Origin of the sequence: Vibrio metoecus (assembly GCF_009665255.1) — a bacterium.
Taxonomy (GTDB): domain Bacteria; phylum Pseudomonadota; class Gammaproteobacteria; order Enterobacterales; family Vibrionaceae; genus Vibrio; species Vibrio metoecus_B.
On sequence record NZ_CP035686.1, the window covers coordinates 2,515,885 to 2,537,204 of the forward strand.

At 47.7% G+C, this 21,320-nt stretch carries 14 protein-coding genes and 1 pseudogene; 3 read left to right on the forward strand and 12 right to left on the reverse strand.

The window, feature by feature from the left end:
* Window positions 1–175 precede the first annotated feature (175 nt).
* The 10 genes and pseudogenes from EPB59_RS11460 to EPB59_RS11505 form a co-directional block, all read right to left on the reverse strand.
* Window positions 176–871: a hypothetical protein gene (locus EPB59_RS11460; protein WP_154172804.1), complete on the reverse strand. Its 696-nt coding sequence runs from the start codon at window positions 869–871 to the stop codon at window positions 176–178.
* Between the two features lie 494 nt (window positions 872–1,365).
* A complete protein-coding gene (locus EPB59_RS11465; RefSeq protein WP_123012842.1) occupies window positions 1,366–2,076 on the reverse strand; it encodes a M48 family metallopeptidase in 711 nt (236 codons plus the stop codon).
* Window positions 2,076–5,177, reverse strand: a complete 3,102-nt coding sequence (locus tag EPB59_RS11470; protein WP_154172806.1) for a type I restriction endonuclease subunit R — start codon at window positions 5,175–5,177, stop codon at window positions 2,076–2,078. Before EPB59_RS11470 ends, EPB59_RS11465 begins: the two co-directional genes overlap by 1 nt.
* 126 nt (window positions 5,178–5,303) lie before the next feature.
* The gene (locus tag EPB59_RS11475; RefSeq protein ID WP_002162586.1) at window positions 5,304–5,996 is read right to left on the reverse strand and encodes a hypothetical protein; all 693 of its coding nucleotides are present in this window, start codon (window positions 5,994–5,996) and stop codon (window positions 5,304–5,306) included.
* Window positions 5,989–7,200, reverse strand: coding sequence for an AAA family ATPase (locus EPB59_RS11480; RefSeq protein ID WP_154172808.1), 1,212 nt, complete (start codon window positions 7,198–7,200; stop codon window positions 5,989–5,991). The genes EPB59_RS11475 and EPB59_RS11480 overlap by 8 nt, the downstream gene beginning before the upstream one ends.
* A gap of 124 nt (window positions 7,201–7,324) precedes the next feature.
* Window positions 7,325–9,199, reverse strand: coding sequence for a DUF262 domain-containing protein (locus EPB59_RS11485; protein WP_154172810.1), 1,875 nt, complete (start codon window positions 9,197–9,199; stop codon window positions 7,325–7,327).
* A 12-nt stretch (window positions 9,200–9,211) separates the two neighbouring features.
* Window positions 9,212–10,591 (reverse strand): restriction endonuclease subunit S, encoded by a 1,380-nt coding sequence (locus EPB59_RS11490; RefSeq protein WP_154172812.1) that lies wholly within the window; start codon window positions 10,589–10,591, stop codon window positions 9,212–9,214.
* Window positions 10,588–13,044 carry a type I restriction-modification system subunit M gene (locus EPB59_RS11495; RefSeq protein WP_154172814.1) on the reverse strand — a complete coding sequence of 819 codons (2,457 nt, stop codon included), beginning with the start codon at window positions 13,042–13,044 and terminating at the stop codon, window positions 10,588–10,590. The genes EPB59_RS11490 and EPB59_RS11495 overlap by 4 nt, the downstream gene beginning before the upstream one ends.
* A gap of 264 nt (window positions 13,045–13,308) precedes the next feature.
* Window positions 13,309–14,176 (reverse strand): annotated as a pseudogene (locus tag EPB59_RS11500) (Fic family protein); the annotation flags it as partial.
* Window positions 14,173–15,408 carry a tyrosine-type recombinase/integrase gene (locus EPB59_RS11505; RefSeq protein ID WP_148532719.1) on the reverse strand — a complete coding sequence of 412 codons (1,236 nt, stop codon included), beginning with the start codon at window positions 15,406–15,408 and terminating at the stop codon, window positions 14,173–14,175. The pseudogene EPB59_RS11500 and the gene EPB59_RS11505, both read right to left, overlap by 4 nt.
* A gap of 338 nt (window positions 15,409–15,746) precedes the next feature.
* On the opposite strand from EPB59_RS11505, the gene EPB59_RS11510 reads away from it, so the two are divergent.
* Window positions 15,747–16,745 (forward strand): substrate-binding domain-containing protein, encoded by a 999-nt coding sequence (locus tag EPB59_RS11510; protein WP_154172816.1) that lies wholly within the window; start codon window positions 15,747–15,749, stop codon window positions 16,743–16,745.
* Window positions 16,746–16,822: 77 nt separating this feature from the next.
* Here the strand turns inward: EPB59_RS11510 and edd are convergent, their stop codons facing one another.
* Together edd and EPB59_RS11520 are read right to left on the reverse strand one after the other, a co-directional pair.
* Complete coding sequence (edd, locus tag EPB59_RS11515; protein WP_154172818.1) at window positions 16,823–18,619, reverse strand: phosphogluconate dehydratase; 1,797 nt, start codon at window positions 18,617–18,619, stop codon at window positions 16,823–16,825.
* The gene (locus tag EPB59_RS11520; protein ID WP_000919103.1) at window positions 18,616–19,131 is read right to left on the reverse strand and encodes a gluconokinase; all 516 of its coding nucleotides are present in this window, start codon (window positions 19,129–19,131) and stop codon (window positions 18,616–18,618) included. The genes edd and EPB59_RS11520 overlap by 4 nt, the downstream gene beginning before the upstream one ends.
* 154 nt (window positions 19,132–19,285) lie before the next feature.
* Here EPB59_RS11520 and EPB59_RS11525 point away from each other — a divergent pair, with 154 nt between their 5' ends.
* On the forward strand, window positions 19,286–20,662 hold the full coding sequence (locus tag EPB59_RS11525) for a GntP family permease (protein WP_055035645.1): 1,377 nt from the start codon (window positions 19,286–19,288) through the stop codon (window positions 20,660–20,662).
* A 12-nt stretch (window positions 20,663–20,674) separates the two neighbouring features.
* Complete coding sequence (locus EPB59_RS11530) at window positions 20,675–21,280, forward strand: bifunctional 4-hydroxy-2-oxoglutarate aldolase/2-dehydro-3-deoxy-phosphogluconate aldolase (protein WP_055031688.1); 606 nt, start codon at window positions 20,675–20,677, stop codon at window positions 21,278–21,280.
* The last annotated feature ends 40 nt before the right edge of the window (window positions 21,281–21,320 follow it).

Below are 21,320 nucleotides of genomic sequence, written 5' to 3' on the forward strand. Positions count from 1 at the left end.
CTGATCACTTTTAAACTGCGCAAATCTTACTGATCACTTCTAAAAATCATATTACAAACAATCATATAAACAAAAACTATCACTACTGATCACTTTTTTCGTCACCGTTTCAAAATTAAAAAAGTACACATCGTGAGAGTGTATTTGCGCATTTTTAGGGGATTTTGAGCCCAAATTAGCGGCTTGAATAAGTAAACCTCATCAATTCAAAAGCAAGCAGAGCATGACCATTGGGGCAGAGATACTTCCGCTCTACACGCCCACAAAGGTTGACCGATTTCTCTTGAAGTTGACCCGTTTCAATTTCGTCATGGCAGACAGAACAGCGTACAAGGCCGATATTGTGTGCAATTAAATCATCCGCCAAGTAAGAAAACCTCGACCACATTGGCGGCACATCGACAGGCTCTTGCAGAGACTCATCACGGCTTTGCACCCAAGCCAACAGTTTCCCCTCATCATTGCCTTGTAGATGAGGTGATTGATGTAACCGCTCAATTAACTGCTTCTCAAGCAAAGCACTAGGAAAAATAAACTCACCATAGCTGTTGTCACAAATCCCCTCTGGTTTAGGTTTATAGCGAACATAAGCGCCACAGGTTTTCAGTTCTCGATAGGCACGTTCCATTTCTCGGTAATAATCGGCACGATTAGCCGTAGGTTTCAGCCAATCAGCCCAATGAGGTCTGCCCTGTTTTACCCAACCAAACAGCATTAAAGGCCAGAACAACACCATAAACACAAAATGAAACCAGATGTCGCCTTTATCCCACTGCCAATCATGCTTATCCAAGTGCCTGACCATCACCCACAGCAAGCCGCACGCCACCAGCGCAGCCCCAAGCAAATAATCCTGTAGTAACATCAACATTGCATACCTCTCACTCTTTTTGCAGCCCAGTTTGACATCATGCGTCAGTACTATTAGAAGCATGAGGTGAGAAGTTGCAAGCACTTGCAATACTTAAAGTAGTGCAGTTGTCTCCTATGAAATCGGCATAGCGATATAGCACAAAAAATAAAAGTGAACGGGAACATCAAGCTCCCGTTGTCGGAGTTGACAATCATGCGATCCCTTTTCTCTTGCTCACCGATATAGTTGTTCTTGAATGTGAAAAGCCTAAATGATCGTCTTAGTATCTCTAATTTTTCTTTTTCATCCTTACCTTAATCTGCCTGATTAGAGAAAGAGGTACCAATTTACCGTAAAATCAATTTCCGATTTCCATCTGACCAGCTCCAAATGCATTACAGCTTATATGAGGAGATCTCAGTCTGAAATTACGACGTGCAATACTAAACTTGCCCATAAAATCAGGCCTATCTAATGACATCATTAAATACTTTATAAATACTACGGGTGGTTTAATACCCCCACTTATCAAATGCCAAGGGTAATCGGTTCAGCGTTCGGCGATGCTCAGCCCATTTAGGCAGATGTTGCCGCATCAAGGCGTTAAAACGCTCATTGTGGTGGCGTTCAAGTAAGTGAATGAGTTCATGCACAATGATGAACTCAAGGCATTCTGGAGGCTTTTTGACGAGCTCCAGATTAAGCCAAATTCGGCCAGTGCTGGGGTTACAACTGCCCCACTTGGTTTTCATACGCTTAATGCCGACAAATGTTGGCTCTACACCGATCCGTTGTTGCCATTGCTGCATCAGAGGTTCGATGCGCTTTTTTAGGATTGTGCGGTACCAGTCTTGCAGTATAGCTTGGCGTTTTTCGGGCGTGATATCTTGCCGAGCAGCTAGAACTATTTTGCCGCCTTTGAGTTTGACACTCGATTCCATGCCAATTACCACATCCAGTCGATAGCCTCGGCCCCAGAGGTAATGAGTTTCGCCGGAACACATTTCGCGTTCGGATTGGCGTGGCTGCGCGGCGAAATCAGCTTGCTGCTGGCGTATCCAGGCTAAGCGTTTCACCACAGCCATGCGAATAGCTGTGTCACTCAGTTGCAGCGGTGCAGACACACGGACTTTGCCGTCAGGTGGTAGCACCGAAATATGCAGGTTTTTAATCGGTTTGCGCTGCAAATCGAGGGTCAAATTGCCAATGGTCACTTCGGCCATCAATGGTACTCTTTCTGCGCTTTAACCAACTCCATAACGGCCTGAACATCCACGTTATATTCGGCGGTTTCCTGGCGAATGGCGCGTGCGATCTCTTTTTCTTTGAACCGGTCGCCTAACCACTCAGCCTTTTTGGTATAGCGCACGGCGGTGTCGATTTTAGTCACCAGCACTTCGTCACTTCCAAAGTTATCGTACAGCGCCCGTTTGGCCATAGTATCCATGCTATCTGGGTAGGCTTTGCTGGTGTTACTGGCCGGATATTTGACCTTCTTCGCCAGTTCACGCACTTTTTCTAAATACTCTTGGTATGAAATCGCCTGCTGCCGGCGTTGCTTAATCAGCTCATCCAGCAACACCGACATCTGTTCGTAATACTTCGGGTTTACTGGGTTCTCATCCACAATGGTTTTACGGACGTTGTTCTCGATTGCCTCTGCCATCGCTTCAGGATTCTTTTTCATATCCTTTGGCAAGCCATCTAAAGCCTCAGCGCCTTTTTGCACAATGAGCTCAATCAATCCCAACTCTTCAAAATCCATCAGGGTTTCGCTTGGGTCGGCGTCAATATACAAATCAAGCATTTGTCGCATCGCTGGCTCAAACTGCTTCATGTCGACGACATCACCGCTGGCGATTTTGATTTCATCGCGCACTTTGCTGTAATGCTCAACCTCTTGGCGGATCACCTCGGCTTCGCCTTTGCTATAGCCGGCTTGCTGCATCTCACTGGCAATATTGGTGAAACAGCGGATTAGTTTTGACACGCTTTGGTAAAGCGTGAGACGTAGCGCCTCTTTTTCACTGAGCTCATCTTCAAGTGCCCCAGGCTGACAGCAGAAATAATGCTGGTAATCGATTTGATGCTTGGGGGCTTTGACTGGCTCGCACAAGGTTTTCACTGCCTCAAGCGCATTGTCCAAATCATCTTTGGCCATCTTCAGCCGGTCTTTCAACAGGCCTGCGACATCTTCTTTGTCATAACCTTCAAAGGCTTCGCTGGTGTAGTCGTTGACGGTTTTCTCCAGGCATTTGAACAAGTCTTTGTAATCGATGATATAGCCATAATCTTTGTCATCCCCATCCAGGCGATTGACCCGACAAATGGCTTGGAACAGGTTATGGTCCGCCATCTTTTTATCGATGTACAAGTACGTCGCGGAAGGCGCATCAAAGCCCGTCAGCAGCTTATCGACCACAATCAGTAAGCGCATTTGGCCTGGCTCTTCGATAAAGCGTTTTTTAACGGTTTGCTCGAATTCTTCCACCCGTTTTGCGGCTTCGTCTTCCGGTTGCTCAAAAAACTCGGCCAGCATTTTGCGGTAAATCTTGTACTTTTGAAGCTTCTCGGTTGCGCCGGCGCCGGTTTCTTCGCCTTTAATTTCAGCAGCATTGGGCTGATAGCTGGTCACAATCGCGCATTTACCGAGAAACCCAGCGTCAGCGAACATCTCATACACTTTGCACGCCTGATAGACACTGGCGCAGACTAACATGGCATTGCCGCGGCCCTCTTTAAGGCGTGGCTTGGTGTCAAAATCCATCAGAATATCGCCAACAATCTGCTCCAGCCTTGCCCGACTGGAGAGCAGCTTTTGCATCGAGCCCCATTTTTGCTTAATTTGCAGCTTGCCTAAGCGGGATAAATCTTTGGTTTTAGCCTCAAACCATTCATCCACTTTCTTTTGTGATTTCACCCGCTGGTCGATATCACGCGCTTCATAGCGCAAATCAAGCACTACACCATCCGACACAGCTTCGTTAAACTTGTAGGTGTGAATATAGGTACCAAACACCTCGACTGATTTTTTCTTGTCTTCTTTCATCAGCGGCGTACCGGTAAAACCGATAAAGAGCGCATTGGGCAGAATACTTTTCATAGCAGCATGCAATAAGCCCGACTGAGTGCGGTGACATTCATCAACAAACACAAACACATCACCTTTGGGCGAGAAATCTGCCGGCAAGCTTTTCTTTATTTCGCTGATAAAGTCATCGGCGTTTGCGGTTGATTCGTCATCATCTTCGCCATGACGACCAAATTTATGCACCAGCGAGCAGACCAACCAAGGGTTTGGCTTATTCAGCTTATCGACTAAATCAGCACCGCTTTTGCTGCGGTAAATTTGCTCATCAACGCCGGAGAATACCTTTTCTATTTGCTCATCCAATTCGGTACGGTCGGTTACCACCAACACACGCGAGTCACGCACATTTTCGCGGATCCACTTGGCGAGCCAAACCATGGTTAAGCTCTTTCCCGAGCCTTGAGTATGCCAAATAATACCGCCTTCACGGCGGGCGATAAATTTCTTGGCGGCATTAATACCGAAGTACTGGTTGTGTCGGCAGGTCTTTTTACGGCCGGCGTCGAACACCATAAAGTCGTGAATCAGTTCTAAAAAGCGCTGCTTTTGGCAGATGCGGCTGATATGAAAATCCAGAATGTATTCATAGGGATTAACACAATCCTCTTTCCACTCCAGATAATGTTTGGCAGAGGTTTCGATGGTGCCGTAGCGCAGGCCTTGGGTATCGTTTCCTGCCATCACCAGCTGCATGGTGGTAAAAAAGTTGCGGATAAAGTCTTTTTTCTGATTATCGAGGTTCTGCGCAATGCCTTCGAACACCGATACACTGGAGCGTTTGAGTTCAATCACACCCAAAGCGATACCGTTCACATACAGCACCAAATCTGGGCGCTTTTTGTTTTCACCTTTCACAGTCACTTCTTCAGCAATGGCAAAGTCGTTTGCGTCCGGTTTTTCCCAATCAATTAGCCAAATCGTTTGGTTTTGCTCACCGGCGCTTTCTTTGTCTTTTACGCCGTAGCGCAGCAGTTGGTAGACGTCTTTGTTGGCGTAATAGAGGTGCTTACCTTCGCCTAGGCTGGCGGCTTTATCGAGTTGACGCAGTGCGCGGGCAATTAATGCCGCGGACACACCACGCTCGCTTAACCACTTAGAAAGGAGTTCTTCTTCAATATTGCGGTTATTGGCACGGTCAGTCCAATCGCCTAGATAGCGGTAGCCAAGCTCTTGGGTGAAAAGCTTAATAACCCGTTGCTGGGTGAGTTTTTCTTTTTGGCCAACGTCAGTCATCTACAATCCCTGTTCTGATTACACGCTTCACATCTAGTGGGCTTAATAAAATAACATTAGTGTGTTTAGTTTTTGGTGCTTTGGAACATAACGGAGCAAAATGCATATTGCATTAGTGCATATCCGTTACGAAATAAGTGCCAGCACTCTCTGCTCGAATTTTAGCGCCTGACTACAAATTTGTTTCACACTGTTCCACTTGGTCGTAATTGTTGGGGCTTTCGAACGATACTCCCGCTGGCTCTTTTTCACTTTAAGTTGCTTTGGGAGTCTTTCCAGTTGCGCTTCAATGCCATTGCATTCAGGCTCATTGGCCAGCAGAGCATGTCCGGCGGGTAAGTAAGCTGCGGCCAGCCAAGTTCCAGAAGATTGAGCTGGGAGGCAAAGTACCGACTGCCCTAAAGAGGCGGTACCTAACCAACTTTCAATAACGGGTATTAGTGCATCAGCACAGTTTTCAGCTGGCGGACATGCGCAATTTACGGGTAAATGTTGCCATTGCTTATCTACTGCCATCTGCGCCACATTTGCGCCGCAGTCGGCGTAGCTAAAGCCCGTAACATCCACATCAAGATGGATGATCACCATATCGTAACCACTCAGAGTTGGATCATTTGTAACTGGCCCTGGAAATCGCTCTGATGCGGTATAACACCATTTTAAAACACCACCCCATCCACTACCCATTTCAGGTTGAGTTGCTTCCGGTTGAAGTTGCGTCATGATAAACGGACGAGGCAGAATGGCTTTCAGTGCGGCTTCAATGATAACGTAGTCTGTTTCCCCCTCGGCAATTAGTGCAATTCTGAGATCAGACATTTGGCACGGCTCCTAAATGCCCCATTAACCACAGTCTTGATAATGGATAGTCCTTGTTCAAAAGCTGTAATTCGGGTGTCAAAGTTATGCGCCTAATTTGAGTCAAACCGTTTGAGTTTCGCTCTACGGCAAACAACCTAATGTCATTGCTAGACAAGTCCAAGCCATCAAGCACGGCAGGGTTATGAGCGGTGAACAGTATCTGTTTTTCGTTCCCACCGACTTTTAACCAATTGCTCAACTTTCCGGTCAGCTTGGCGAGTAGGCGCGGATTCAATGCCTGATCTAAGTTATCTATCGCAAACACTTTCGGTGACTGTGGCAATAAACACAATACCGCAGCAAAAAGCACGTAAAGCGCCCCTTCACTGGCATCATAAGCCGTCAACTCATTCCGGCTGGTCTTCATGTACCTATCGGTGAACTTAATTAAGTGCTTTGCTCGAGGAACTTTGTCTGAGAGCAGAGAACCAGCCTGTGAAGTGATATTGATATCTGCAACCCAATCAATAAGAGAGTAAACTTCGTCCAAAACATCTTCACCAACATCTCCCAATTGGATCAGATATTTGCGCAACATTTCAAATGCTTCGGCAAGCAGACCCCCACTCAATCCTACCGGTGTCCGTGATTGAAGATCTTGGGCAATACCTCGCAGTGTAGGAGTGTTAGGGCAATAAATCGCATAGTCCTTAAGAGACTGCATTAATTGGTAACCGTGATTCTCCTTACTAAGCTCTACCTGACGTAAAGCAGCGAGTCCCGCAGTTGGGTTCAGATTTTTTTTTGCTCGAACGCCATCAGCAATGATTTCCTCACTACCATCGAACAAGTATTCGGTTTTGAATGACCAAGCCGGGTCTGGTGATTCTAGTGGGTTGAGTAAAGAGACTCGATATTCAGCCGCTGAACTGGAAGTAACGCTAATGCCGATATGAGCCGGAGTCCGCTCAGATGCAAAAGAACTTTTGTATAGCTTCGGGACCCCAGCTCTAACACCTCTTCGCAACAGGCTTTCATCATCAACAACGCCTTTCGCCGCAGCACCGATAACACCTAAGGCTTCTAGGATATTGCTCTTGCCCACCCCGTTTGCACCAATAAAGCAGTTCACTCGACCAAGCTCTATTGGCTGTTCCGACATCATCGATTTAAAACCGTTCACCGATAGTTTTTGGATAATCATATTGGTCTCTTCATCCATATTTATTGTCCGCTGCGAGGTTCTCCATACTCTAGGTGTCATCGCATATTCTTGTAAACCTGATACTACACCAACACTTACCTATTTCGAACTCAACTAAGCGTTGGTCTGCCGTATCATCAGTTCAGACTTGTACGGCAACCGCCTCTTGCTCGGTCTCATCAGGCTGTTTATCGATACGCTGACCATTAAATCGCCATGCATCCATCGCCAAATCCATTAACAGCCGCTGACGCGCATCTATGCTTTGTGGCGTCCACTGCTCAAATTTATACCCTGACTTACGCTTGTAGCGATTCAATGCTGTGTCATTACCTATCTCATAGTCATGAGCTAACAAGTTGGTCATCACGCAATCTGAGCGTGTGTATGCCTTTTGTTTTTGGGTAAACCAGTCGGTAGCTAAGTCATTACATTTACTAATGGCTTGATTGATTGTACTTTCCAGCAAGGTGACATTGCCCAGTTTTGGCTTGCAGAGGATATGGCTAATCCCATCATTGAAATACTCTGATAGTTCGAGATTGCGTACTGTCGATGGCAAAATATGCTCTATTTGCATTTGCTGGATCATGCTCTGACTCTTAGCCACCAGCCCACATTGCCGACGGATCTCGTTCTCAAGCTTACCCAGAATGAATCGCTCCCTATACTGAGGGTTATAATGGGTATGATTGATGCGCTCAAAGGCTTGTTTAAATTCATGCAACCGATGGCGAATAAATGCGACCAGTGTGCTTTCCAGAGCAATAGCTACCGTTTCAGTATCACGGGCACCCCGAAGCTTCGCAGCCCATTGAGTAAACCTCTGTTCATAGGTCTTGGTTTGCAGTGAAAGAGTGTTGGCAAAAAAGAAGAAACTCTCCAATTGGCAGGCCAGGTATTCAAGCACTTCATCCGGACAGTTCACATCTAGGGCCATAAGCAACACCAAATGCTGACGCGAACGATACTTATTGATGTAACCAATGTTGACGACACTGGGATAGCGGCTCACTTCTCGGTGGTTATTGGCATTATTGGTGGCATTAACCAGCTCGGCATAGCGCAGTGACATGCGTTCCAGTTCTTTCACCAAAGCGACTGGCTCTGCTTCAAATTGCAGCGCATCCTTCCCCTCTTTGGAGATGATCCACTTATACAGCTCATCTTCACGCAAAATACCGTTGTGATAGCGGGCCTGCATAAAGTAACGCAGGAAGCGCAGCGGTTTGTCACCCTCACCACACTGCTGAAGATTGTCGGTGATCTGCTTCCAGGTAGTCTTTATCTGGCCAAATTGAGACTCTTTTGCCTGACTAAACATAAGGTTTTTAACCAAATCCATGGCATTGAGGCCGGCACCACGCTGGTTAATGGTTTCGAAGATCTTCAGGGCACTGCTGAGGTTTTCTGACTCAATCACCACCAAATCGATACCCGTTAAAAAGTACCGGGCATAAGCCATCAATTCGGAGATGCTCTGATGCTGGTAGCCTGCAAAATGATTCCGGATCCGCTGATACGCCTGTCGCATCTTAGTAATTGAACCGGTCGCTTGCCCTTGAAAACTCTTGCTTTCAATCAATTGGCTTAAGAAGTCACTGCTCTCATCATACTGCAACTCCAAACGCGGCATCATTTGGTCACTTTTGATATCAAAGTCCGATAGCCATTCCTCCACCTTAGCCAGCAGCTTGCGGTCATTGGCTTGAAGTTGTTGTTCTCCATCACAGCTTTGTAGTAAGTCGCGCAATGCACAGAGGCTAATGACTAAAGTGGTTAAACGTTGCTGACCATCGATAACATCGTGCTTTTCACCATTTTGCACAATGATGATAGAGCCAATAAAGTAACTGGCCTGATCTCTGGCACCAGGTACATATTCGTTATCTATGTCTATCAGAAACTGTTCGACCTGATCATCCACCTTCCACACATATTCCCGCTGATAGTCGGGCACAACAAAGAAATAGTCTTTGAGGCGTTCAACGCTTTTTACTTCGGCTTTGATATCCATATATGTTCTTCCTTATACCAAACGGGTTTTGCCGGTTAACAGCTCTTGCATCATCCCTTGTTTGATCTGGCGGGTTTTGTTTAAACGGTTTTCGAGAGATTGAACATCCTTATCCATATCTGAAAGGATTGTAGCAATCGCTATTTGTTCTTCTTTGGTCGGACATGGGATCAGTAAGCTTCCATACTCATTACCGTTAATTCCCGGCTGGCCGCTTCTCATGGAATTTACAGTTACCCAAGACCAATATTGTTCTGTTTTCAGATATTGAATAAGAAATTTTGGCTCTAAAATTGATTGTTCAGGTGAAATTTTAATCAGAAACCCTGCGTATACTAAAATCCCGTCTTCGGCTCTGTAAAGATATGACTTACCAACACTTGCACCAGTTCGCGCTAATACAATATCGCCATCAGCTAATTGATACATACCTGAAAACGGGCTTTTAACACCGACTTTTTCACTAGGCTTAAAGTAACCATCCTCAGATATATCAGTAATTCGGATATAAACTGGCAAATTACCTTCCAATGGAACAGCCGCAGCATTTATTCCATATTTAGGATTTTCTCTAAGTAATTCTTTTAGAGGGCTAACACTCCAATCCTCTGGGATTTCGCCGAGTTCGCTGGGTTTGTAGCCTTTTTTGCTGCCGTCGGGGTGGTGGGCGAATTGTGGCAGGCGGGTGCGGCCGGTGAGCAGTTGTTGCATGGTCGCGGTTTTAATCGCCTGCTTTTTCGCAATCAGCTTTTCCAGTTCCTGAATTAACGCATCCACATCCGATAAGGCATTGGCTATGGCGATTTGTTCTGTAAGTGGCGGAAGCACTAGCAGAAATTTACGCTGTGCCAGAATCGGTACCTGATTTCGTGTTGACTGTGACATTACTGACGAGTACTGCTTCACAAAAAAATCAGATGAGAAAAAATGATACAGGTAATGATTATTAATTTTTTCAGGATTGCATCGGTAATAAGTAGCAGTAGTGCTTAGAATAACAAAATCTAATGTTGTCTCAACTAATGCGACTGGACCAACTGTGGCGTTATGTGCAAATAGTACATCTCCATTACGTGCAATTCCTTTTTTGAATTTCTTTGCACGTTGCTCAGGTAAATACTTACATCCCTTATAATCAATACGACCTGTACTGAAATCAGTTGCGCCAATATAAGGCACGCCATATGAGCTAAATTCATGGCTTTTAGGATAAAGCTCACCATGATTTCCATCCATTTGATCAAATATATGTTTGTTTGCTAGAGCGTTCTCAATACTTGCAAGCTCCCAATCAATTGGAATAGCTCCTAATTCTGTATTTTTGAAAAGACTGCTTGAAGCATATAGTTGCTCATCAGAACTTATAAGCACAGTCGATAAATTGGTTGTCATACAGCCCACTCCAAACCCATTGCCTTCAAATGCTCAGCCACTTTGGCACTTAACACATCCACTGACTGACTAATCTGCGGCAATGGCTCGGCATAACGCTCTTCCAAATCCTTCACGCGGCTTGCCAGTTGCTGGCCCATGCGTTCAATTTCGGCCTGAATACTGGTTTGCAGCGTGGCTTGCCATTTATCTTGTACCAATAAGGTTTTCACCTCATTGGTTGTGAGCGTGGCGTAGCGTTTAAACACCAATAGGTCGAGTTTGTCTTGTTGTTCTTTGACAGCCTTCTTGCTGCTGCCTTCACTATCAAACATGCGCTGCAGGTGTTGCAGCGCTTTACGCTCGTCAGGGTCTGATGCGAGTTTTAACCGTGCTTTCACCGACGCTGCGGTGACTTTGTCTTTGTCGTTGAGCGCATCAGCGAGCAAGCCATCCTCGGTGCTGTGCTCTTCAATATAACTTTCCAGCTCCTGGCTGATGCTATCGAGCTCGCTTTGCAGGCGGTCGAGTTCAGCTTGTTCGGCGGCAAAAAAGCGTTTCACCAATAAGGCGGGTGGTAACAGTTCAGCTTTGTACTTGGCTTTACCGATGACTAAATCTGGTACCTCTTTGAGTTTCTCGCCTTTGGCAACCATAAGCTCACGCAGGACTTTGCCAGCGTCCCAGCCGTCTTGCACCAGCACATAGACATCGTCTTGCATGGTATCTTGCCAATAATCCATCAGCAGCTGGTAGACGTCGTATTTGCTTAAAAGAGGCACTTGGTCATAGGCTTCGAGCAACGCCTCGCTGATGCGGTCTATGAGTGCTTTGGGTGTTTCGCTGCCGTCGATGCAGTCTAACTGCATTTGCGCAAACCACGCCTGAAATGGTGCGTTGGCGCTTTGGGCGAACTGCTGGAACTCGGTGTGTTGCAAGATGGTTGGTTTGACGTCACGGGCGGCGACTTTGGCGTGCAAATAACCTGGGCGTGCCGGGGCGAATAAGCTATCGCGCAGGCTGGGTAATACTTGCCAGAAATCGCCCAGGGCGGCGACGTCACGCTCAGGGATACCACCGGCTAAATGGGCGGATAAATCGTGTAAGTCTTCTCCTTCGCTGCTATCGATGTAACGCGGGATATTCAGGTTGTAGTCGTTGCCGGCGATTTCTTTGAGCGAGACTAAACGGCTGTAGCCTTTGAGCTCCAGCTGTTTGGTAAAGACATCAACGATTTTATGAATGTCTTGCGCGCGCAGGCGGTTTTTATTGCCGTCTTTGGCAAAGCCTTTGCTGGCATCGACCATAAAGATACCGCCTTCGGTTTTGTCAAGGTCAAGCGGATCTTTCAGCATCCGGCTTGCGGCTGATTCTTTATCAATGACGATAATACAGGCGGGAATACCGGTGCCGTAAAACAGGTTGGCCGGCAGACCAATAATGCCTTTGATATAGCCTTGCTTGAGCAGGTTTTCGCGGATGCGCACTTCGGCATTGCCGCGGAATAACACACCGTGCGGCAGAATGACCGCGCCTTTGCCGGTGCTTTTTAAGCTTTTGATGATATGCAGCAAAAATGCGTAGTCGCCGTTTTTCTCGGGCGGCACGCCCCAGGCAAAGCGTTTAAATTCGTCGTGTTCAGCATTGATACCGCTGGTCCAGTTTTTATTGGAAAACGGCGGGTTGGCCACGGCAAAGTCGAAGGTTTTCAGCTCGCCGTTGGTGTCTTTCCATTCTGGCGCGGCCAGCGTGTTGCCCTTGGAGATTTTAGCGGTAACGTTGTCATGCAAAATCATGTTCATGCGCGCCAAGGCGCTAGTGGCGTTATCCATTTCCTGACCAAAAATCGACAAGCCGCGTGGCGCTTCGTCGCTGGCTTTTAGAAGCAAAGAGCCTGAGCCACAGGTTGGGTCATACACGGTGCAGTCTTGCGAGGTGTGTTCGTTAATGCCCAGCACCTTGGAGAGGATTTTCGACACTTCAGACGGGGTATAAAACTGGCCTTTGGATTTGCCCGATTCGGTGGCGAAGTGGCGCATCAGGTATTCATAGGCATCGCCTAACAAGTCATCGCCATCGGCGCGGTTGCCAGATAAATCTAAGCCTTCAAAAATACCGACCAGCTTGGTTAAGCGGTCGACCATTTCCTTACCTTTGCCGAGCTTGTCTTCGTCGTTAAAGTCGGCAATGTCGATGACGCTTTTTAAATCGTTTTCTTCGGCCAGTTTAGCGATGATTTTGTTTAAGCCTTCACCAATCTCGGTTTTACCCTTCAGCGACACCATGTCATCAAAGCTGGCGCCTGCTGGTACTTCAATCATCGCGTTTGGGTCATGCTTGGCTTTATCCGACACATACTTCATAAACAGCATGGTCAGCACATAGTCTTTGTATTGCGATGCATCCATGCCGCCGCGCAGCTCATCACAGCTGGCCCACAAGGATGAATAGAGTTCAGTTTTTTTGATTGCCATGTGACTGTTGGATTCCCTTAAACAACGCCGGCCTGAGGAGTATTGATGTACCGCAGGCGTACAGAATGGGTTAATCGGCATACTTTACCAGCAAAGCTGAAACTGGCGAAGTGCTGGCAGGTGAAGGTGCTTGGTTAATCAACAAATTTAGAACAGAACTTGTTGATTTAGCTGAACTCAGCGCATTTCGATTGAGGGGAGCTTATCTGCTCTGTCATTTTAGTTCACTGCCGTACAGGCAGCTTAGTTAGAAAGTGAACCAAAGAGTCCCAACATCGCTTGAATTTCTTCTCTGAGCATTTCCCCTTCTAGCACTTCTAGCAGTTGTTTAACTTGAGGGGTAACTTGGTGGGCATCTTGAGGGGTAGTCGCTTCTGTTTCTTGCAAAGCGTTCAAGATCATCTGCAACATAAAGGCAATGAACGGCTCTGAATCGGCTTTCAACGTACTGCGATTAATCGCATCATAGTAAGCCTGTTGATTATCATAGATAAAACTTTCAACAGGTAAGTGGGCAAAAAGAGGATTCCATTCGGACAATATCAGGGTCTGCCAAAGCCTGCCCATACGTCCATTTCCATCCGAGAATGGGTGAATGAATTCAAACTCATAATGAAACACACAACTGCGAATAAGCGGGTGGCTATTGTCATTGGCCAACCACTGAAATAACTCACTCATCAGTTTTGGCACGCGCTCCGCAGGCGGGGCCATATGCAATACCTGTCCGTTCTTGAAAACACCAACAGCATCCATACGATAACGACCAATCATAGACTGCAAGCCAATCATTAACACTTCGTGAGCTTGCAGCAAGTCAACTTCACGATGTGAAGAATGAATTCAACTCTTGGTAAACATTGATCGCATTCAGTGCTTCTTGAACCTGTTTTTTGGGCGCGAGTACCCGCTTACCATTCAGTAAGGCGGTGATCTGCTCTTGAGAAAGTTCATTCCCTTCAATAGCAAGTGAGCCTTGAATCGTTCTCACTCGGTTAACCTTGCGCAGCTTCAGCTCACGAGGTGAAGCACAATTGACAGACAGGCGCCCCAAGCATTCGCTGATTTGTGCCACCAGCGAAAGAATCTGATTAGTGATAGTGTAAGGTGGTTGGTAACTCATCAAACTCACGCGGTTCTTTTGCTGGAAATAATCGACGTCACATTATTTGTTTTGTTCGTCATAATGTCTAAATGTTCGAGCCACATTGTGAGCGCTTCCCTTTTTTCAGGTAGATACTGGCTACGATTATAAATCGCCATTACGCCCCCCAAGCTGTGCCCTAAAAGTTGCTCGACAACATAAGGCGCAACACCAAGTTCATTAAGGCGCGTCGCGAGTGTTCGACGAATGTCATGTAATGTCCAAGCCTCTTCATGGCCTAAGCGCTGCCAGAAGAAGCGACCTTGTTGGCTCACTGTTTCAGGGCTTTTCTCTTCTCCCAAAATCAACGCTTCTTTATCACTGTCTGCTTTTAGTTGAAGCAACCAAGGCACCAGCTCATCAGGAATAGGGCGAATGATTTTTTCATCTGTTTTACTGTGCTCTTTTGGCACTGTCCAAAGCAACGTTTCAAAATCCCACTCTTTCCATTTTGATAAACGGACTTCTTGAGTGCGAGCACCAAACACAATCAGAAACTTAACCAAATGGCAGTAATAGGGAAGAAACTTGTTCGGTGTCTGGACTGCATTCCATAAATCCGAGAGCTCTTGTGCTGTGAGCACTCGGTCTTTTTTGCGTTGCTTCTTGCCAACATCATTTACGGTAAGGTCATCTAAAACACGGCTGGTGGCATAGCGGCGAACTCGGCAGAAACGCAGCGCTTGTTTTGCATTTTGCAGCACATAACCTGCTGCGACAGGTGCTGGACGCTGCTTACCAGCAATCCCCTTGCGAACGCGATCAAAACACTCAATCCAATGGTGCGTTTCCGTCTGTGCGAGTGGCAAAGCGCCAATATAGGGATAAATATGTTTTTGAAATTGAGATCGATGTTTGTCAGCGTTAGCACGATTCGATTCTGCATATTCCACCAGCCAGTACTCTAGGGCATCTTGTACAGAAACAGGCTTAAGGGTTTCTTGTCGAATCACGGAACGTTGCAGTTTCGGGTCATGGCCTTCCGCCAACCATTCTCGACACTTTTGCGCTTCTTCGCGGGCTTTTAACAACGATAAATCAGGATAGTCACCGAGATCGACACGTTTGCTTGCGCCGTTAATCTTATAGCGAAACTGCCAACGCACGTTTCCTTGTAAAGAGACCCTTGCACCCAATCCATCACCATCGGTCAAAGTGAACACTTTAAGGTGAGATTTATTTAAAACAGCCTTCAAATGCTTGTCGTAGAGTTTGCCCATAACGTCCTTTTCCTCGGGGTACATGGCTAGGTTCCATGTACCCCCACATGTACCCCGAGATCATGATAAGACTAGAAACAAGAGAAGACAAACCAAAACAAAAATAAATTTAACTAACTGAAATTTAAAATAAAAATACATAACAGAGAAACAAATGAAAACGAATAAAAACAGCAATTTAGTTTCTACGGCATGAACTAATCTTCATCGACGTTTTTAAGCCCTGACCTTGTCAGGGCTTTTTTATTACCTTTTATTCACCACACACAATGGTTGTACCCATACCGTCACTTCTTCATAATGTTACTCATAACATTTTATAAAAGACTCAATAACCTATGACAAAAAAACAGCGCGCGACATTGCAAGATGTGGCGGATCAAGTTGGCGTAACAAAAATGACTGTGTCGCGTTATCTGAGAAGCCCGGATTCCGTGGCTGCGGCCACGCGGGAGAAGATAGCGCTCGCCGTTGAGGCTTTGGGATACATTGAAAATCGCGCCCCCGCGATGCTTTCTAAATCGTCCAGTAAAGCGATTGGTATTTTACTTCCTTCCTTGTCGAACCAAATTTTTGCCTCTTTTGTGCAAGGGATTGAAGCGGTGACCAAAGCCAATGGCTATGAAACCCTACTCGCCCACTTTGGTTACGATGAGGAGGAAGAAGAGCGCAAAATTGCTTCGCTGCTCGCCTATCAAGTCGATGGCCTGATTCTCACCGAAAGTCATCACACTCAGCGCACTTTGCAGATGATTGCCAGCTCTGGCGTGCCTGTCGTCGAAACCATGGAGCTGCCTACTAACCCGATTGATATGGCCGTAGGCATGGATCACATCGAAGCCTCATATCAAGCGGTGAAAAAAATTATCGCGGCGGGTAAACGTTCGATTGCCTATTTCGGTGCACGGCTTGATACCCGCACCAAACTGCGTATGCAGGGCTATGACCAAGCGATGCAAGAAGCCGGGCTGCCTATCAAGCACGTGCTGACTGGCTCACACTCCAGTTTCTCTCTCGCCGCTCAGTTGCTTGATGAAGCCTTCGCGCGTTACCCCGATCTGGATGGTGTGTTCTGCACCAACGATGACATCGCGATTGGCACTCTACTGGTGGCGCAGCAGCGTGGGATTCGGGTACCAGAACAGCTTTCAGTGATTGGCTATAACGCGCTAGACATCGGCCGCACCATCACACCAAAGCTGACTAGTGTTGATACACCACGTTATGCGATTGGTGAAAAAAGCGCTGAGCTACTGATTGCCGCACTCAAAGGTGAACGCGCGGAAAATCATGTGATGGATATGGGCTATCGTTTTACTGCGGGTGAAAGTGTGTAACACCAGCACTCCACAAAGGATAAAGATGAAAAAGGCGGTATACACCGCCTTTTTTTGATGCTTCAACTTACCCAAGGTTAAACAATAAAGCTCGCCCCTTGTTCGGCGGAAGAGACCGCTTGGCGCATCACTTTAAACAATTCGCGTCCCCACATTTGTTGGTCACGCTCGGTATCGAGTACCAAGGCTTGGCGGTGACTCATGTCAGTCAGGTTTTCCAACGTACCCGTGCTGCAATCTAGGCGCACTAGGTCACCATCACGCACTAGGCCAATGGCTCCGCCGCGTACCGCTTCTGGTGATACATGGATAGCGGAAGGAATTTTGCCAGATGCACCGGACAAACGACCATCCGTCACTAACGCGACTTTGAATCCAGCCTTTTGCACGTTGCCCAAAATTGGCATCAGTTTGTGCAACTCTGGCATACCATTGGCCGCAGGGCCATTGTGCGTCACCACCACGATGCAATCTTTATTGAGCTCGCCACGCTGGTACGCGGCTTCCACTTCATGCTGACATTGGAATACCACCGCCGGTGCTTCAATGATTCGCTGCTCCTCTTTCACCGCAGAGACTTTGATCACCGCACGGCCTAAGTTACCGCTGAGCACTTTGGTGCCGCCAGTCGCTTGGAAACACGCTTCGCTAGCCGCGATCACTTGCGCATCACGCGTGCCATCACACGCAACCCAACGCAGCTCGCCATCCACCAACTCAGGCAGAGTCAGCTGATCACTAAACTCACCAAACACCGGTGTTACGTCTGAATGCAGCAACTTGGCTTCATGCAAACGCTTCATCAGCGCGGGTACACCGCCCGCTTGTTGGAAAGCGTTCATATCCGCGGGGCCATTCGGGTACACCTTCGCTAGCAGAGGAACCACGTCAGACAGATCACTCATGTCTTGCCACGTCAGCAAAATTCCTGCCGCACGTGCCACCGCCAGCATATGAATCGTATGGTTCGTGCTGCCACCTGATGCCAACAGAGCCACAATACCATTAAGTAAGCTTTTCTCTGTTACCACTTCATAGAGTGGGCGATATTGAGCGGAACCTTGCGTCATGCTAGCGATTTTTACGGTGGCATCATCATTCAATGCTTGGCGCAGCGCTGAGTGAGGGTGCACAAACGCCGAGCCCGGCAGCATCAACCCCATCGCTTCAAACACTAATTGGTTGGTATTTGCCGTGCCGTAAAAAGTACAAGTGCCTGGTGCATGGTATGCCTGACACTCCATATTCAGCAGTGCCTCTTTACCCACTTCACCCGCCGCATACTTTTGGCGAATATCGACTTTCTCTTCGTTACTGATACCAGTCGCCATTAAGCCTGCAGGCATAAACGCGGTCGGCAGATGAGCGTAAGAGAGCGCGCCCATCAATTGCCCCGGGGCAATTTTGTCACAGATGCCGAGCAGCAAAGTGGCATCAAACACATTGTGACTGAGGGAGAGTGCGGTCGCCTGCGCAATCAAATCACGCGAAAACAGCGACATATCCATCCCCGGTTGGCCCTGCGTCACGCCATCGCACATCGCGGGCACACCTCCGGCTACCTGCGCTGTGTGGCCATATTCAGCCAACACCATTTTAATGCGGTCTGGATAGTGCTGATAAGGTTGATGCGCACTGAGCATGTCATTGTACGAGGTGACAATCGCCACATTACTGCGCGTGAAATCGAGAATCGCTTTTTTCTCTGTGCTGCAAGAGGCCGCCACTGCGTGGGCTAAATTACCGCAAGAGAGTGAGGTGCGACCTTTGCCGGCTTTTTCTTGTGCTTGACTGCGTGCAATGAATGCCGCGCGTGCTTCACGGCTACGCTCGATTAGATTTTCAGTGACTTTGGCTAAAACCGGATGAATCATAACCCCTCCTGCTCTTGCAGTGCTTGAATGGCACCATTCACAATCTCTTGCACTGAGCAATCAATCGGAATGATCAGCGTTTTCGGCTCACCATCTGGGCGCTGTAAGGTTTCAAATTGGCTGTTGACCATGTTCTCTTTCATGAAATGGCCTTGGCGAGCGCGCATACGCTCCATGATCAGCTCTTTCGAGCCATCTAAGAACAAGAAGGTCACATTCTGGTTGCCTTCACGGATCTGATCGCGGTACTGCTTTTTGAGTGCTGAACACACAATCACGCCGTGTTCATTTTTACTCTCAAGGCTGTAGGCGGCATCGCGAATACGCTCCAACCAAGGCTTACGATCTTCGTCATCTAACGGTTGGCCGGAGGCCATTTTCTGAATATTGGCGCGCGGATGAAGATCATCGCCATCAATGAATTTTCGCCCAGTCTGCTTTGCCAATAACTCACCAATGGTGCTTTTACCGCAAGCACAAACCCCCATCACAATGATGCTACTACCGGCCATAACGACTCCTTAAAACCAAACTTGCGCGTGATCGCATTTTTAAAATTCACTTCGAAATATGGGTTTATCTTATTCATGTTATGGGTAACATGTTACCGGTAACTTCACTAAATGTGAGCTATAACACAAACTATAAAATCTGGACGGTGAACTCATGGACCCTTTACTACAAACCTCTGATCCAACCTATCTCTTATCCGTGGCGGCGGTTGCGATTGTTGCGCTACTGCTGCTGATTATTCGCTTTAAAATCCACGCTTTTGCTTCACTGACCTTAGTCAGTTTAGGCACGGCGATTGCCACTGGCGTCTCTTCAGACAAGGTGGTTTCCACCATGATGACGGGGTTTGGCGGTACGCTCGCTTCCGTTGCGCTACTGGTCGGCCTTGGTGCAATGATCGGTAAAATTTTAGAAGTGACAGGCGGTGCGAAAGTGCTAGCGGATACGCTGATCGGCCGCTTCGGCGAACAGCGCGCCCCGTTTGCGCTCGGCGTAGCATCGCTACTGTTTGGCTTCCCCATCTTCTTTGATGCGGGCCTGATTGTGATGATGCCGATCATTTTCAGCGTTGCGAAACGCTTTGGTGGCTCACCACTGAAATACGCGCTGCCTTCAGCAGGTGCGTTTGCGGTAATGCACGCCTTTGTTCCACCGCATCCGGGGCCGGTTGCGGCAGCCGAACTGCTGGGTGCAAACATTGGCCTGCTCCTGATGGTCGGTATTCTGGTGGCAATCCCAACATGGTATTTGGGCGCTTACTTATTCGGTCTGTATGCCGGTAAAAAATTCGACATCCCTCTGTCTAAAGCGTTCTTCAATACCGATGCGATCATTGATGAAGCCAAGCTGCCAAAATTTGCGACCGTAATGACCATTCTGGTATTGCCAGTACTGCTGATTTTCATGGATACCGGCTTAAACACCCTCGCGGTTGCAGGCATCATTGATGGCAAAACACCGGCCGTAGAATTCCTACGTATGCTGGGGAAAACTCCGATTGCCCTGTTGATCACTCTGCTGGTTTGTTTGGCGGCATTTGCCAAAGATTACGGTATGGCACGCCTCGAAAAACTGTGTGGTGACTCTCTTGCACCAATCTGTGCGGTGATTCTAGTGACGGGTGCGGGCGGCATGTTCGGTGGCGTACTGCGTGCCAGCGGCATTGGTAGCGCGCTGGCTGGCGTGCTCTCGGATACAGGTATGCCAATTGTGATAGCAGCATTTGTCATTTCTACCTGTTTGCGTGTGGCACAAGGCTCAGCCACTGTAGCACTCACTACCACGGCAGCCCTAATTGCACCAACGGTAGCGGCAACCACTGGCTTATCGGAACTGGATCTGTGCTTTATCGTGATTTCGATTGCCGGCGGTGCTACTGTGCTTTCACATTTTAACGATTCTGGTTTCTGGCTGGTGTCACGCTTGATGGAGATGGATGAGAAAACCACTCTGAAAACGTGGACTGTGATGGAAACCCTTTTGGGCGGTATCGCCTTCCTGATTGTGGCAACACTCAGCTTTATTCTGTAGAGGTATGGACTCATGACCATTGAACAACGCTTACGAGCGATCAAAATTGTCCCTGTTATTGCGATTAATGATGTCGCCCACGCACTGCCATTGGCCAAAGTGCTGGTAGAAAACGGTTTGCCTTGTGCAGAAGTCACTTTCCGTACCGAAGCAGCGGCGGAATCCATCCGTATCATGCGTGAAGCTTACCCTGAGCTACTGATCGGTGCGGGTACCGTACTCACAAGCGCACAAGTGGACGAAGCCATTGCGGCAGGTGCCGATTTCATCGTTAGCCCGGGTCTGAACCCGACCACAGTGAAATATTGTCAGCAGCGCAATATCGCGATCATTCCGGGCGTCAACAACCCAAGTTTGGTAGAGCAAGCGATGGAAATGGGTCTGCGTACCCTGAAGTTCTTCCCGGCCGAGCCATCTGGCGGCATTGCGATGCTGAAAGCGCTGAGCGCGGTGTACCCAGTCAGCTTTATGCCAACGGGTGGTATCAATCCAAACAATGCGCAAGAGTATCTGGCGCTCAAATCGGTTGTCGCGTGTGGCGGCACTTGGATGGTACCAACTGACCTGATGGACAAAGGCGATTGGGATGCGCTAGCGGAGCTGGTACGCAACGTCTAACACAATCAACACTCCTGATAAGGCCAAGCTATGCTTGGCC